General features: G+C 55.1%; 12 protein-coding genes. 6 read left to right on the forward strand and 6 right to left on the reverse strand.

Annotation, left to right across the window (positions count from 1 at the left end):
• The 6 genes from ACN0SD_RS15265 to ACN0SD_RS15290 all read left to right on the forward strand — a co-directional run.
• A partial coding sequence (locus tag ACN0SD_RS15265; protein ID WP_417809090.1) for a hypothetical protein occupies positions 1–296 on the forward strand: 296 nt, incomplete at its 5' end.
• Between the two features lie 74 nt (positions 297–370).
• The gene (locus ACN0SD_RS15270) at positions 371–1,054 is read left to right on the forward strand and encodes a hypothetical protein (protein WP_417809091.1); all 684 of its coding nucleotides are present in this window, start codon (positions 371–373) and stop codon (positions 1,052–1,054) included.
• Between the two features lie 216 nt (positions 1,055–1,270).
• Positions 1,271–1,684 carry a hypothetical protein gene (locus tag ACN0SD_RS15275; RefSeq protein ID WP_417809092.1) on the forward strand — a complete coding sequence of 138 codons (414 nt, stop codon included), beginning with the start codon at positions 1,271–1,273 and terminating at the stop codon, positions 1,682–1,684.
• A gap of 110 nt (positions 1,685–1,794) precedes the next feature.
• Positions 1,795–3,360 carry an ADP-ribosylglycohydrolase family protein gene (locus tag ACN0SD_RS15280; RefSeq protein ID WP_417809093.1) on the forward strand — a complete coding sequence of 522 codons (1,566 nt, stop codon included), beginning with the start codon at positions 1,795–1,797 and terminating at the stop codon, positions 3,358–3,360.
• Between the two features lie 98 nt (positions 3,361–3,458).
• Complete coding sequence (locus ACN0SD_RS15285) at positions 3,459–4,352, forward strand: metallophosphoesterase (protein ID WP_417809094.1); 894 nt, start codon at positions 3,459–3,461, stop codon at positions 4,350–4,352.
• Positions 4,353–4,435: 83 nt separating this feature from the next.
• Positions 4,436–5,581 (forward strand): DUF4268 domain-containing protein, encoded by a 1,146-nt coding sequence (locus ACN0SD_RS15290; RefSeq protein WP_417809095.1) that lies wholly within the window; start codon positions 4,436–4,438, stop codon positions 5,579–5,581.
• A gap of 163 nt (positions 5,582–5,744) precedes the next feature.
• On the opposite strand, the gene ACN0SD_RS15295 is transcribed toward ACN0SD_RS15290, so the two are convergent.
• The 6 genes from ACN0SD_RS15295 to ACN0SD_RS15320 form a co-directional block, all read right to left on the reverse strand.
• On the reverse strand, positions 5,745–8,705 hold the full coding sequence (locus tag ACN0SD_RS15295; protein ID WP_417809096.1) for a type I restriction endonuclease subunit R: 2,961 nt from the start codon (positions 8,703–8,705) through the stop codon (positions 5,745–5,747).
• Positions 8,702–9,904 carry a restriction endonuclease subunit S gene (locus ACN0SD_RS15300; protein ID WP_417809097.1) on the reverse strand — a complete coding sequence of 401 codons (1,203 nt, stop codon included), beginning with the start codon at positions 9,902–9,904 and terminating at the stop codon, positions 8,702–8,704. The genes ACN0SD_RS15295 and ACN0SD_RS15300 overlap by 4 nt, the downstream gene beginning before the upstream one ends.
• The gene (locus tag ACN0SD_RS15305) at positions 9,897–11,405 is read right to left on the reverse strand and encodes a type I restriction-modification system subunit M (protein ID WP_417809098.1); all 1,509 of its coding nucleotides are present in this window, start codon (positions 11,403–11,405) and stop codon (positions 9,897–9,899) included. Before ACN0SD_RS15305 ends, ACN0SD_RS15300 begins: the two co-directional genes overlap by 8 nt.
• Positions 11,402–12,946: an N-6 DNA methylase gene (locus ACN0SD_RS15310; RefSeq protein ID WP_417809099.1), complete on the reverse strand. Its 1,545-nt coding sequence runs from the start codon at positions 12,944–12,946 to the stop codon at positions 11,402–11,404. Before ACN0SD_RS15310 ends, ACN0SD_RS15305 begins: the two co-directional genes overlap by 4 nt.
• Positions 12,947–13,403: 457 nt before the next feature.
• Positions 13,404–14,027, reverse strand: coding sequence for a hypothetical protein (locus ACN0SD_RS15315; RefSeq protein ID WP_417809100.1), 624 nt, complete (start codon positions 14,025–14,027; stop codon positions 13,404–13,406).
• Positions 14,028–15,140: 1,113 nt separating this feature from the next.
• The gene (locus ACN0SD_RS15320; RefSeq protein ID WP_417809101.1) at positions 15,141–15,326 is read right to left on the reverse strand and encodes an AAA family ATPase; all 186 of its coding nucleotides are present in this window, start codon (positions 15,324–15,326) and stop codon (positions 15,141–15,143) included.
• Between the last annotated feature and the right edge of the window lie 217 nt (positions 15,327–15,543).

A 15,543-nucleotide genomic window follows, 5' to 3' on the forward strand; every position in this document is an offset into this window, starting at 1 on the left:
TGGAGCAGAGGCAACTTGATATGCAACCTCACGTGCAACCAAATCTGCAAATTCAGGGAAAAGGCATCAGAGCCAAACACGAAATGTGTTTGTTCTCAGATGCTTATCAGGAAATTGGCTCCGGCGGTAGGGGCCGTAGCATTTTCGCAAACTACGTTGAAATCAAAAGGAAAAACATTCGATTTCGGATCGACTCTGGCAGAGTGACACCTACGTTGCCACTCTTTGTGACTTTGTGCAAGCACCGCATCCTTAGCGCCTTGAGGCCGGATCAAGTAGCTTGCGAGAAGCTGTAAAGAGCGTCAGTCTGCTCAACAGCACCCCGCAATTTTCGGGGAAACCTATGCGTCGTTTTTGATCGGAAAGTTTTATGCCCCTTCCAATACTTGCTATCGCTATCCCAGTTCTTCATTCCTCCGGAGGGTGGATCGCCTCCACCGCCGCCTCCGGATACATTGCAGGCACCCTTTCGGGCACCTGGGTCGGCGCTTTCGTGTTGGGCAACAGCGGTTTGCTAAGTTCACTGGGTCTCGTTTCAGCTGCAGGCATCTTTGGCGCCAGTGGCGGTCTCGCAGGGTTGTCTTCAAGTGCAGCTCTGGGGGTCGGCTCCGCGCTTAGCGCGATCGGATTGGGGGGTGTCGCCAGTTCGCTTGGGATTGCTCCGCCAGCGACTTTCCTGGGTTTGACGGCCGCGAGTTGGGCCACAGCAGGTGGTGCCGCGGCACTCCTGGCGGCATTTGGCTACTATCTGACACGAAAGACCATGCGTAAAATTAACGAGGAACGCCACAAAGGAGGCCTCGAACCAATCACGGTCTCTGGAATTCGGCAAGAAGTACTGAACCTGGAACTGCAATCCCTGCGTGCGCTACTCGTAAGGCTGGCAAAAGAGGGAAGAGATATCCTTCTATCTCCGGCTGGTGACAAGGCGACAATTGACGGCTTGGTGTATCCACTTCGCCGCCTCAGGTACTTGATTAACAAAGATAAAACCGAGGAAATCGTGTTTATCACCAAGTTGGGACGTAAAAAGCGCGTCTTACTGGTGACTTGATCTTGCCCAAGCGGGTTCTTGGACCTCCCTGCCGCGTAGCCTCTTTTATGGCGCTGCGCCATTTCAAAGCACCGCGGCCCCCTTTTGGACGATCTGAATTTGGACGGATAATATGAATAGGCAAGCGGAAGTGCCCGGCGATGAACTTATCTTCGCACCAACTTCCAACCGATTGCACCCAAAACTTGGACGTCTTTAATAAAGTCAGGAATCTTCGTGAACAGAGCACGCAAAGAAGAATTAAAGAAATATCGCGAGGCGCGCGAAGGTTTGTCGCCAGCTGAGATCGAAGAGCTGGACAAGCGCGAGGCCGATGAGAAAGAGAAAGAAGACCTTATCAGCCTATGGCATTGCCGACTGTTCCCCGAAGAATACGATTTCATGCTCGATGACGGGGTGGATGCAAAGCGCCGAGCCCAAGGCATCAACCCTATGTCAGAGGCCTACATAGCAAAGACGAATGCCCGCCGCGCGGAGCTGGGCTTCGGGAAATACATGGACAGCGATGATGATCAAACTCAAAACACTGAGGCATGGGTTCGCGAGATGATTGAGGAGGGTCGAATAGAAAAGCTCGAAACGATCTATCAAGCGCGCAAGGCAAGCGAGACCGAAGCAAATACGCCATGAAACCTCAGGCGCACTGAGACCTGCTCATCAGGTCTCATCAAATATTTTCCCTCAGCTCTCCGTACGATGACATTCTTGTGGCCCAAGAATTTCCACAAACTGGATTTCCCATGAAACGAACAAGTGAAACGCACCCTTTATTCATCAATGACCTTGCTGTCGGTCAGGGCTACATTGGGATCACGATCTGTCCCGGCAAGAAGGGGGCCAGTGTCTTCGGCGCTGCCTGGGATCGCGACCTCAACACCGACCTTTCAGCTATTGATGCCTGGGGGGCAGAAGTTGTGCTGACCCTTGTTGAACCTGATGAGTTGGAGATGCTGGGCGCTGGCGAGCTCGGGAACATTGTTCAAAGCATGGGAATGGTATGGGTGCACTACCCTGTCCCTGACCTAAATATTCCCAGCAATGACAGTTTAGCCCGCTGGAAAGAAATCTCTCCGACGCTGCACCGTGTGCTGGATCAAGGCGGAAAGATTTTAATCCATTGTCGCGGTGGCTTGGGACGCGCCGGAACACTTGCTGCTCTGCTCCTGATCGAACGCGGCGACACTGCAGAAGAAGCTATGTCTCGCATTCGGGATGCCCGCCCAGGGGCGATTGAAACAGCGGTGCAAGAGAGGTTTTTGCGCGAGCGGGCCTCCCTGCCCGACCGGCGCGCAGAAATGATCCGCGCTTCTCTGTTTGGCGGGGCGATTGGAGATGCACTTGGGGCAGAAATCGAGTTTTGGAAGCTTTCACAGATCAGATCGCGTTTCCCGAATGGGGTAGATGAAATGCTTCCACATGATGGCCGCATGGGTGCAATCACTGACGATACGCAAATGACGCTCTTCACTGCAGAAGGTCTCATCCGTGCGATCGTAAGGGGCAATCTGAAGGGAATTTGTCACCCCCCGAGCGTCATTCATCATGCTTTGCTCCGCTGGTACGCTACCCAAGGAGCACGCCCGAAGATGGATGTCGATGACGTTGGTCTGGTTCGCGATCGCCGCCTGCATAAGAGACGCGCCCCAGGAATGACTTGCCTGTCCGCCCTTCAGTCCGCATCCGCCTTCGGCAGCGCCGCGCAGAACGATTCAAAAGGCTGTGGAACGATCATGCGCGTGGCACCAGTCGGGCTTATGGCATCGCCAGACGTAGAGCAGATAGCCATAGAAAGCTCGGCAACCACCCACGGTCACAGAGTGGGACAACAGGCTGCAGCAGCCTGGGCACTTATTTTACAGGCTGTGCTTGGTGGTGCGGCCGTGGAAAAAGCGGCCAGAGACCTTGCCCGTCACTTTGGCCCCGAAACGAACGAAGCACTGGACGCGGCCTTGAAAGCGCCACGGGACGGCACCCCGAAAACTGTAGAATCTCTTGGCGGCGGCTGGATCGCGGAAGAGGCGTTGGCAATTGCACTCTATGCGGCTTTGGCTTCCTCTTCATTCGAGGAGGGTCTGCGCATAGCTGTTGATCATTCAGGCGACAGCGACAGCACCGGAGCGATTGCAGGAAATTTGCTCGGGCTGATGTATCCCGATGAGGTCATGGCGCATCCGTGGCGCCGGGAAATCGAATGTCCCGATCTGATAGATCAAATCGCAAGAGATCTCGATCTATGCGCCCGTGGCCTCACCAGAGATGAGATCAGTGCCAAAGGCGGCTTGGCAGATCGCTACCCTGGGTGGTAGGACAGTTTAGTATGATCGCTCCGAGCGTGAATGAAATTCAAAACCTTGGGCGACTAAGCCTATCTCCGAAACATCAGTACCAGATAGGTAGACTATAGATGACCAAAGCTTGGGACATTATCCCTGACGTACACGCGGATATGACGCGTCTCGAAACGACACTTAATGGGTTGAGCAATGAAGCGCCCTTAGCCTTTCTGGGTGATTTTATTGACGCCGGGAAAGATCAAGCAGCAGCCGCTGATGAAGCCGTTCTGAAAAGAGTACGCAAACTTATAGAAGAGGAGCGGGCTATCGCGGTCATGGGAAACCATGAATTAAACGCGATTCTGTACCATACCCTTGGAAAAGATGGTCTCGCCCTGCGCGAACGAAGTGAGAAAAACACAGCCCAGCATCGCAGTTTCGTCGAACATTTTGGCGTATCGACACCTCAGGCGAACTTCTGGGTGGACTGGTTCCGGACACTACCACTCTGGATAGAGCTTGATGGCCTGCGCCTGATTCATGCTTGCTGGAACCAGCCGGACATCGATCTGGTAGCAGAACGAAGACCTGACGGGCGCTTGGCACCCTCAGACTTTCCGGAGATTGGCGCTGAACAGACGGACTTTGCCAAAGCGGTAAAAAGGCTGATCACCGGACCAGAAATGAAACTTCCTGAAGGTGCGCATTTTCACGATTCCAAGGGCCATCCAAGAGATCATGTTCGGATTGCTTGGTGGCGGGCAAATGCAACAAGCTGGAAAGAAGCTGCGCTCTCTGTAGGTAATGTTGAACAGCTGCCCTCCGACGACCTCCCATCGGATCGGGAAGTAGAGCTTTACTCTCTCTCAGCCCCCCCTGTCCTGGTCGGGCATTACAAGATGACCGGGACGCCTTGCATCGAAACCAGTCGGGCTGCCTGTCTGGACTACCCTGCGACGCCCTGCGCCTACAGATGGCGAGGAGAGACCGACCTACGAACAGATAACCTTGCGATCTTCCACTGATGATGCCCCCATGTGCTACGCGCGTGCTCTCGTTTCTCAGTTGCATAGCCAACATAACTTCTTCTTAACTTCTGAGGTGACTGATGTTCCAAGTAAACCGATCGGAAAACCGGCTTAAGAAACTGGAAGAGAAGCGGTTCGGCGATCTCAACTTGCGCGAGCGGGAGCATTTGCAAGAGTGGCTGGCAAACCAGCCCGATGCATTGGGCGAAGATTTATTGATTATTCAGAAAGAGTTCGATGGTTTCGCTGACACTCGCGAGCGCCTTGATCTTCTTGCGCTCGATAAAGATGGGCAGCTTGTTGTCATCGAAAATAAGCTCGACGATTCAGGTCGCGATGTTGCGTGGCAGGCGCTCAAGTATGCAGCCTATGTCTCCAGCCTGACCAAGGCGCAAATCGTTGACATCTATCAACAATACCTCGACCGGCATGCAAGCGGCGGCAATGCGGTTCAGCTGATCTGCGAATTCCTTGAGGTTGAGGAGTTAAGCGAAGTTGTCTTGAACCCGGGCAATAGCCAACGGCTCATGTTCATTGCGGCGAAGTTTCGCAAGGAGGTGACTGCGACCGTACTTTGGCTGAGAGAAAGCCAAGTTGATGCGCGCTGTTTTAAGGTCGTTCCATACTTATTCGGAGATGAGCTATTCGTCGACATCCAACCTGTCATCCCGACCCCGGAAGCGGCCGACTTCATGATTGGCATGGCGGAGAAGGAGACTGAAGCGCGGGGCGCCCAGGGTGAACAAAAGAGCCGCCACAAGCTGCGACGCGCCTACTGGGAGGCTGTACTTGATGCACTAAAGGAAGCTGGTGATACGCTTTACCAGAACATTAACGCCGGCAAGGACCACTGGCTCAGTGCAGGATCTGGCCTTCGATCATGTCCTTACGCCCTAATATTCGGCAAAACGGAACTGCGGGTGGAATTCTCGTTCGGACGTGCAAGCGCTGCTGAGAATAAATGGCTCTTTGATCGCCTCATGGAGAAAAAAGATCAGATTGAAGCTGAGTTCGGAAACGAAATTCAATGGCTTCGCCTTGATGACAAAAAGGCTTCCCGGCTCCAGTTTTCGACGCCCTGCGAGGGCTATGATAAAGAACGGTGGCCAGAATATGTTGATTGGCACGTCGAGCACATTCAAAAATGGGAGAATGCATTGCGCGGCCCTCTCGCAGAGCTTAATCAGGCGCTAAAAATGAATGAAAGCGTAAAGCTTCCTGACTAAATGCAGCATTCTATTCTGCCAGAACATTCTAAAACCTAACAAAGAGAGCCGACACATTATGAACGCGTGCCTGTTCTCCGGCGCATATCGACTACCGATCGCAAACTTTAATAGTTAGAAGCTGTCCACCCCGAGGGGGGTCACTGTATAGGGAATCCCATTATCAATAATGCTGGCGAATATAGCTATACGCTTTCTCGAAAAGCTCAGGATCCTGATGAAGCTTGTACTTGAATAGCGTTTGACGAAGCGCCTTTTTGACCTCTCGCTCTCCTGCATGAGTTGCCTGCCAACCTTCAAACCGAACCGCCCGAACAATTTCGTCAATGTCATTGACCACCCGCCGAACCATGATTGGGGTTTCTTCGTTTTTCACATCCTCAAAAAGCTCAGTCAGAGCCGCTTTACCCTGATCTACAGTCTTCTCATCAGGAGTTTCGCGTTCTAAGACAACGACCTCTTTGGCGAGCTTAAGCAATTCTTTCAAAAAATCTATGCTGAGAAGCAAACCCTGGTAATGTCGGTTTTTTAGATCTTCTAACCGCTCAGCCAGCGCTTTGTACTGAGCGTTTCCTACGTGTCTTCGAAGACGACCGGTCAACTTAACTGATACTTCTTTCGCCTTCTTTTCTGGGTCCGGATTGTAGAGGACTGCCTCCAAGAGCTCCGCGTCCATCACCAGGGTTTCAAGATCATCCCGAACGGTATCCACATGTACGTTTTCATGGATCAGCTCGATAGTTTTTGCTCCAAGTCGGTGCCACAGGAGCCGACCTGTACCGGTTGATGGTTTCAAAGATTCGTACACCTGAGCCAACCAACGATAGTCTTTTTCATGTGGTGTCAGGATTGGGTCCGGCGATAGCGCCTCCCAGATCCGATTCAAAATACTAAAGTCGGAAGCGAACGTATCGCGCCGCTCGTTGTCGGGCAAACAATCCTGTGCTGCTATTAGGCCTTCGTAGCCGGTTAGTTTTCGGTCGACGCCTGCGAAGTATTCTAAGCATTTTTGAATTGCCGAGGGGAGCATCGCCATCAGTTCGGCGATGTTAGAAACGGCCTTCTGAACACCTTTCTCGTCAAATTTCAGCGCCTGCGCGACGTCATCGAAAACGCCAAGGTAGTCCACGATCAGACCATGGGTTTTCTGCTCGCCATAGGGGCGGTTCGTCCGGCAGATTGCCTGCAGCAGTGTGTGATCTCGTAGCGGTTTGTCCAGGTACATCGTCTGCAGGATTGGAGCATCGAACCCCGTCAGCAGCTTTGATGTCACGATGATTATCTTTAGTGGATCTTTGGGGTCCCGGAACCGGTCAAGGAGCTTCTCTTCCGCATCTCGGTCGCGCCGGTAGGCAGCATACTGATCCTCGCCGCTATTCACCGACATGACGATGTCGGATGCTTCTGGCGGCAACGACTTGTCGAGCTCTTGTTTGTAAAGCAGACAGCTTTCACGGTCGAAGGTGACGACCTGCGCGCCGAATCCGTTTGGCGCGACCTTCTCCTGGTAGTGCTTGGCGATGTCGCCACAGATGGCGCGGATACGCTCGGGGGCCTTCACGAGGATCGCCATCTTGGCGGCGGCGCGGCCGAGCTTGTCTTTGTCCTCGTCTGTCAAACTATCGGTCAGTTCGGCATAGGCCGCTTCGATTGCCTGCTGGTCGATGTGCAGATCGACCAGCCGTGGCTCGAAATGCAACTCTTTCGTCGCACCGTCCCGGATCGAGTCGTTCAGGCCATAGCGGCTCATGTAACCGTTCTCGTCGATCACAGCACCGAAAGCGTAGAAAGTGTTCCGGTCCGCGCGGTTGATTGGGGTACCGGTCAGGCCGAACAGGAATGCGTTTGGCAGTGCTTCACGCATCTTGCGGCCCAGGCCACCTTCTTGCGTGCGGTGCGCCTCGTCGACCATGACGATGACGTTGTCGCGGTTATTCAGAACGCCGTCAGCCTCGCCAAATTTGTGGATCGTGGTGATCACGACCTTGCGCACGTCCTTTGCCAGCAGATCGGACAACTCCTTGCGGCTGTCGGTGCGCACCAGGTTGGCCATGTCGGCGGCATAAAAGGTGCCGGCGATCTGGCTGTCGAGGTCGATGCGGTCGACCACCACCAGTACCGTCGGGTTCTTCAGCGCGGGGTGCAGACGCAGCTTCTTGGAGGCGAACAGCATCAGCAGCGATTTGCCGGAGCCCTGGAAGTGCCAGATTAGCCCCTTGCGCACCTGTCCGGCGACGACGCGCTCAACGATCTTGTTGACGCCTTCGACCTGCTGGTAGCGGGCGATGATCTTGATGCGTTGCTTGCCCTTCTGCGTGGCAAAGGCGATGAAGTTGGCGAGCAGGTCCAGCACCATCGCCGGGCGCAGCATGTCGGTGACGGCTTTGTCGACCTCACCCATCGATTGCAGAACATCGTCATCGGTGCGCCACGGGCCCCAGAGATCGACGGGCATCCGGACGGAGCCGTAGCGGTATTCCTTGCCCTCGGTGCCGACCGAAAAGACGTTCGGCACGAACAGCTCCGGTATGTTCTTCTCGTAATCGTCATGAACCTGAAGCGCGGCGTCGAGCCAGCTCTGGCTGGAGCGGACCGGTGTCTTGGCTTCGATCAGGACGAGCGGCAGGCCGTTGACTAGCAGCACCAGATCAGCGCGCTTTTCTGTCTTCCCGGCGCGGAAGGTGAACTGCTGGGTGACAACGAAGCTGTTCTGTTCGATGTCGTCGAAGTCGATCAGGCGGATGGTGACATGCTGGCCGTCCGCGCCGAAGGGCATGGAGCGTTCGCCGAGCATCCAGGCGGCGAATTCCTCGTTGGCCTTCACCAGCCCGTCCGAGCGCGCGCTCATGACGATGGCGCGCAGGCGGTAGAGCACATCGTCCACGCGGGACGGGTTGGCGGCGATGTCGGGGTTAAGGCGGATCAAGGCGTCGCGCAAATAGGGTTCGACCAGCGCCTCTTGCGACTGACGCGGCAGGTCGGCGGGGCCGACGAAATGCCAGCCGAGGCCAGAGATCGCACTGCGCTGCCGAGCGAGGCCGGGTGTGACGGTGGTCGGGCCGCTCGTTCCGGTGAGGCGGTCGCGGATGAAGGCTTCGACGGTATTGGCTTCGTTGAATGTCATTTCACGTCCATGGCAAATGCCTGATCATAAAGAAATGTTTGAATCGCTCGGAGTTGCCTAAACCGCTTCTGTAGACCAATCGCTTGGCCTTGGAATTCCGATAGAATTGAAACTGCGCTCTTTTGGGCGTCGAGCGTCGGCACTTTTAAAGTGTGTGCGCGAATATCCTGCCCGTTCACCTTCCAAATGCCGTTAGAAGACTTCGCACGGGATGCGAGCTGAATGTGTACTGACGGATGGTTCCATTGCGCGGCAGCGAATTCTTTGAGAATCTTGGTTTCGTCAAAGCGCAAGCGAATAAGAAGGTCTGGATAAATCAGATCGGGATACGCCTGAGTAACAAGTCCCACCTTGCCCATCAGATTACGATTCCCGTTGCCCCTGATCGCGTAGGCATCTCCTTCCGCGACGAGGAAAGGCGCAGCCTCGCTTGCGGAAATGTCGACGAACTTGATGCAACCATCTGGATTGAACACTCCATTTGCAACCGAGCTAATGCTTACTGTCTTGAAGCCATTTTCCTGTTCCGCTGCCTGTGGCGATTTTCCATTTCGTGGACCCTCGCGCAGCAATTGAGATACTCGGATAGTTGGTGCATCGGGGTGCTTCTTCTCTATGAAGTCCTCAATAAATGAACTCTGTAGTCTGGCAAGAGAGGCTTCTGCTGACCGGATGCCCTCTAACGCATTCCAATGCGCCGACATGACCTCCACCAACCGCGCCTGCTCTTGGATCGGCGGTAGAGAGAATTCAAAACACGCAACATCTGGAAAATTGACATAGGGATTCACCGATCCCTTGGATCGTGCAATCGAATTTGCGTGAAATGCCTCGGTCTGCATGATGAATGGTAGTAGTTCAGGCATCAATATAGATGAGTCTTTCGACTCGAGCACGAATGTCGTGTTAGCTGTGATGCCTTCAAAATCGGCCAACGCTACCTTGCGCAGATAGGTTCGACGGGACCCATAAAGCACATGGCCTGGCTTGAACCGCATGTGAAATGCTGGCCCGAGGTAGTCGTCTCCGATTGTACCCCAACGACGAATTCGAAGATCGTCAGTTACCATGTGGTCTCCGGCCACATACCGCTCCAGTCCGGACTCCCAAGGATCGACCTTGTCGTTGACTTTGCGCACCACATCGCCAAACGCCACACGGGTCCAGCCAGCCTTTTTCGAGATCACCCGCTCAAGCATCGGCGTCCTCCGCAGGCTCTAACCCATCGAGCATATCGACCAGCGCATCCATACCGGTCCAGAAGCCGCGCCCCTCGGCATCGAAGATGTCCCAGGCGGCGGTCAGGGTCACGGCCTCACCCACCGGCACCTCTGGCTTTGGCTTTTTCACATAGCGGGCGATGGACAGATTGCCCTCGGACGCCAGCACATCGGCGGTGCTGACAACGCTGGCAAACCCCGGTGCATCGGTGAAATCCTGATAGGCCGTAAGGATGCGCGCCTGATCCTGTGGCCTCAGAAAGCTCTGCGCCCGTTCGCGCGCGATCTCGGCCACTGCGTCGATGAACAGGATGCGCCCTTGCCGGTCAGCGGGCTTTTTGCTGCGGCAGAGGATGACGCAGGCCTCCATCGGCGAGTTGTAGAACAACCCCGGCCCAAGCCCCAGCACGCATTCCACCAGATCGGCCTCGATCAGCTTGCGCCGCATCTCGGCCTCTTCATTGCGGAAGAGCACGCCATGCGGGAACAGGATCGCGCAGCGCCCGGTCTCGGGGTCCATGCTGTTGAGGATGTGCTGGAAGAAGGCATAGTCCGCGCGCCCCTGCGGCGGGGTACCGAGGAAGTTGCGCCCCCAGACATCCTTCTCCCACGCGCCGCGGTTCCATTTCTTGATGGAATACGGCGGATTGGCGAGGACCACGTCGAAGGTGCGCAGTTCGTCGCCTTGCGCGAAGGCGGGGGCGGCCAGCGTGTTGCCGCTGGAGATCTGGAAGTCCGACACGCCGTGGATGACGAGGTTCATCCGGGCGATGGCGGCGGTGATGGTGATGAGCTCCTGCCCGTAAAGGCCCATGGTGCGCGCCTCACCGCCGCGCCGCTTCACCTCGGCGAGGCAGGAGATCAGCATGCCGCCGGTGCCGCAGGTCGGGTCATAGATGCTCTCGCCCGATTTCGGCTCGAGCATCTGCGCCATGAGGTGGACCAGCGTGCGGTTGGTGTAGAACTCCTGCGCCGTGTGGCCGCTGTCGTCGGCGAACTTCTTGATGAGGTATTCGTAGCCGTTGCCAAGCTCATCCTCCGGTACGGCGGCGAGCGTCAGGTCGTGCTTCGAGAAGTGCTCAATCAGGTTCTTGAGCGTGGCGTCGGGCATCTGGCCCTTGTCGGTCCAGGGAGCGTTGCCGAAGACGCCCTGCAGCCGCTCGGGGTTGACCGCCTCGATGGCCAGGAAGGCCGAGAGCAGCGCCCGCCCGACATCCTTCGGCGCGCTGCGCACGTCGTTCCAGTGCGCGCCCTCGGGGATAACAAAGCGGTCGTTCGCGGTGGCGGTCGCGTAGCCCTCATCGCCGGTGTCGTCGAGAGCTTCCTGGTAATCCTCGTCCCAGACGTCGGAGAGACGTTTGAAGAACATCAGCGGGAAGATGTACTGCTTGTAGTCGCTGGCATCGACAAGGCCGCGGAGCAGCGTCGCCGCGCCCCAGAGATAGCTTTCAAGCTCGCGCTGGGAGAGGTGGTCGGTCATTGCAGCCAGCCTCCCTCGGTCAGTACCTTGCGCAGGTGATCTTCGGCCGCGCGTGCGTCCGCAAGGGCCGTCTTGAAGGCATCGACAGCCTCGGGCAGCGGGGGGATGTCCTCACCGATGGGCGGCAGCACGTAGCGGGAGATGTTGAGCGTCCAGCCTTCCTTCTTGATCTCGTCGATGGTGGCGACCTTGGCCCGATCCTCGACATCCTCGAAGGCGCGATACCAGGCGACGATCTGGTCGCTGTGCTCCTGGTCGAGGAAGTTTTGCGCGCGGCCTTTGCGGAACAGGCTCGACGCGTCGATGATCAGTACCTTGTTCTTACGCTCAGGCGGCTTAGTGCGCCGCAGGACGACGACGCAACCGGCCAACTGTGTGCCATAGAACAGGTTTGGAGCGAGGCCGATGACCGCTTCGATCATATCGTTTTCGAGGAGCGCTTGTCGGATGTTTCCTTCAGCGGATTTCCTGAACAAGGCTCCCTGCGGCAAGACAACGGCCATCCGGCCATTTCCGACCTGCGCCATCGAGGCGATCATATGCTGAACGAAAGCATAGTCGCCGTAGCTCTCTGGGGGAATGCCGTACTTGGCACGCCCCCAAGGATCGGCCTCCCAGAGCTCGCGCCCCCATCCCTTGAGCGAAAACGGTGGGTTTGCGATCACGCAGTCAAAGGTGGCGGTCCCGCCTGTACTGGAATCCGTAAACGCCGGACTTCGAAGCGTGTCTTCCCGGGCGATTTGGAAGTCCTCAATTCCATGCAGAACAAGATTCATACGCGCGATCGCCGACGTCGTTAGGTTTTTCTCTTGGCCGTAAATCTTTCCGTAGAACGTACGAGGATCACCGCCTTTTCGCACAACGTGCTCGATCGCGCCAAGCAGCATGCCGCCAGTACCGCATGCCGGATCATAGATGCTCTCGCCCTCCTGGGGATCAAGAATCTCTACCATCATCTTAACGACACTACGCGGCGTATAAAACTCCCCCGCCTTGTTGCGACGGGTGACGTCAGCAAATTTTCCAACCAGGAATTCATAGGCGTCGCCAAGCACATCGGTGGAAACTGCGGTGTTGCCGAGAGAGATTTCTGAGAACCCTTCGATCAGATCCTTTAGCAACTCGTCAGAGAATTTTTCCTTATTGCCCCAATCGGCGGTTCCGAAAACACGAAACAACGTATCAGGGTTGGCCCGTTCGATTTCCTGCATTGCTCGATGAAGCGCAGCGCCAACATTTGCGGCGACTCCACGCACATCGTCCCAATGACACCCGTCAGGAACGACAAAGCGGTGGACCTCTGGGAACACCGACGGATCAGCATCCCCATAGGTTTGTTGCGCTTCGAAAGTTTCCTCATCCCAAACATCGGAGATCCGCTTGAAGAAAAGAAGTGGTAGAATGTACCCTTTCCAATCAGTGCGGTCGACTGCAGAGCCTCTAAGTGTATTTGCGGCCTCCCAAAGAGAAGACTTCAGTCCATCATTTGTCATCGGATAGTCAAAGTAGCCTTTCGGACTGATTGTGCCCGCGCCGTCCATGCTTGCTTGGCACTGCGCTTTCGATCAGTTCTCCTTCTATAGGATAGCATAGCAACCGCAACCTAAAGCGGTAGTTGTCCAGAGACCTGTCTCCATAAGCACACGCCCTTTCAGCGAAGCATGGGCCTACTACGCTCCTGGCTCTTCTCCCCCACCGAACCCTCCGTTTTCGAGCCCCAAATAAACCTAAAGCGAACCTGAATAGGAATTTACGGAAAGAGATATAGAAAGCGCTAAGGTTAGGACGATATTGCTTACGACTACAGATAATGGGTTCTAAATCTCCGCCTCATCCTCCAAATCGACACTTGTTGACCAAGCCACAGGTTTGCTTGGTTACCTGCTGAGAACAAATAGCCGGCGCCCCTGCCCTTAGAAATAAATTTCAACGAGCTGTGGTTTTTCGGACTTTCAGCCTTTTTTGGTCAGGAAACCAACTGGACGCGACACCACAGTTTCACGATCCATTCTTCGCGACTATTTCACCAATCAGTGTGGCCAAGTCCTCCTTAGAAATTGAATTGCCATTTTTGGCGCCCGAATAGCTTAGAGCCTGCACCTTTCTTTCAAGTCGAGCAACTTTCCGCTCCGCTGCGCCAAGCTTTTTCTGAAGTCTTAGCGTCTGGTCTTCAAATGCCGCTGCTCGTTTTTCCTCCTGCAAGCGTGCTGCACGTTCTGCGTCATACGCGGCCCTCATCCTGCACACCTCATGTTCTGCTTCAACAAGTGGGATCTGGGCTTGCTCGATCAGGGTCACATGGGCGTCAGAAATGTTCAGTAGTCCTTGGAATCTAAAGTCCTTTAGGCTGGCATCAAATTTGGCGACCACGTCGCTTGGAAGCGAAGAAATTTTGCTTCGTGCCTCTCGATCTTCGCGGAGCTTTAACACCCTTATGATATTACACTCCATATCACCTGCCCGCGGTCTGTATTTGAGCCCATAGAGCAGATTAAGTTTCTCAACTACATTTTTCTGGTTGAATTCCGATACGTCTGGATCCGCCTCAACCATATCGACGGCCTTCTCTAACATTTCGTCGGTATAGGGGAGTTTTGGACCAGGTTTGCGATTTGCGTTCATGTGTTCTCCAAAAGTGAATTGAACTGTCAGTTAATTTTGCCATTTATGAACTGTCAGTTCGGCCGCGGACCATCCAGTGCCTGAAGAGAAGGTTGGTTGTTTTGACTGTGTGCAAAGCGGTTTCGGAAATTACTTTCCCAGAACAAAGGCGCGGCCGCAAATTAGGTAGCGAGTGCAGTATCTTATATAGGATCTGGGAGACCAGGTCAGCATGATGTTGACAGCGTCAAACAGCTCACATTCAGCCGGCCATCGCGGTTCCTTCGTTAAAAGCCTGCCAGAGGCATCGTCTATGCCTGTTTCAGGGGGTTCTAAGGTTCTCTTGTTTCAGGGCGCGAAAACCGTTTCTCGTTCAGACGCTTACACGAAGTCGGGACGTGTTTTTCCGACGTCTGGTCCCATTTTCCCGATGCACGGTCGGATTTTCCCGACGGGCAGCCGGATTTTCCCGCAGAGTGGACGCGTTTTTCCGCCGGCCCATGAATGGGAATGGATCGCATAGGCGACCGACAGGACAAAAATTGCGTCGACGATTAGGTAAAGCTTAGACAGGGGGCTAAATCCCTCGGACTATGACAAACAACATCGTCCCAAGTTCGGATCTCATTGACTTCTTTAACCTTAAAGAACGGGGCCTACCCTGTGTGCTGCGCGAACTGAACCTTCGCCCTTTGGGCGGAAACTTGACTTGGCCGGTCGCTTGGAAGGCACTGGGGCTCGCAGCGAAGCAGAATCCTGAGCACCATTGCGAATTAAAGAAGCCACTGATGACAGCGGCAGAAGTAGGCGTTTTTCGCGGCGTCAGTGCCCGTACTATCTACCGCTGGCAGGAAGGCATAGGGCTTCCCACCGATCGGGGGCCAATGCCGAGCGCGATCGACCTTTCCGCCGGTCGGACGCGAGACTGTCGCCACGTTCGATGGGTTGCGGCGGGGTCTTTTAAGCTTCGGACGGCACGCCGCCCAATGCTACCTGGGAGACCGACAATCTACCGGCTCACCCCCAATTTCTTCAACCGCCAAATCGTTTTTTTTGGCCGTTCAATGAAGAAGGCCACGCAACTGGTCGATCGCCGAGATGGGTCGCCAAGCCGTCGTTATCGACTCAAGCTCTTCAGGCGCTCATCCGACTTTTGGACTTCACCAGTTGGGGGACCTCAGACACGTGCCCGCTATCCTGAACCGGGCAGTATTCCTCAGCGCGCGTTCCGCAGATAAATCGCAATGCATCGAGGACAGCCGTCTTCCCTGCGTCATTTTTCCCTAACAAGGCGGTAAGGCCGGGGGAGAGTGGGAGCATAAACCCTTCTCTGCCTCGTCAAAACAACGGGAATTTTCAATCTCAATCTTGCTAACAACATGACTGCCCCGCGCTTCTGGCCCCAGGCTAAAATCTATCATCAAGATAATGAAGGGCGTAGCAATGGGCCCCATGTTCGTATGGTAAGGCGGTTGTAGCTCGAGTCATCTCTTGAGTCCTTTCATCAACAGCGATGCCGACATATCGTGAACTTATT

Origin of the sequence: Thioclava sp. (assembly GCF_048263065.1) — a bacterium.
Lineage (GTDB): Bacteria > Pseudomonadota > Alphaproteobacteria > Rhodobacterales > Rhodobacteraceae > Thioclava.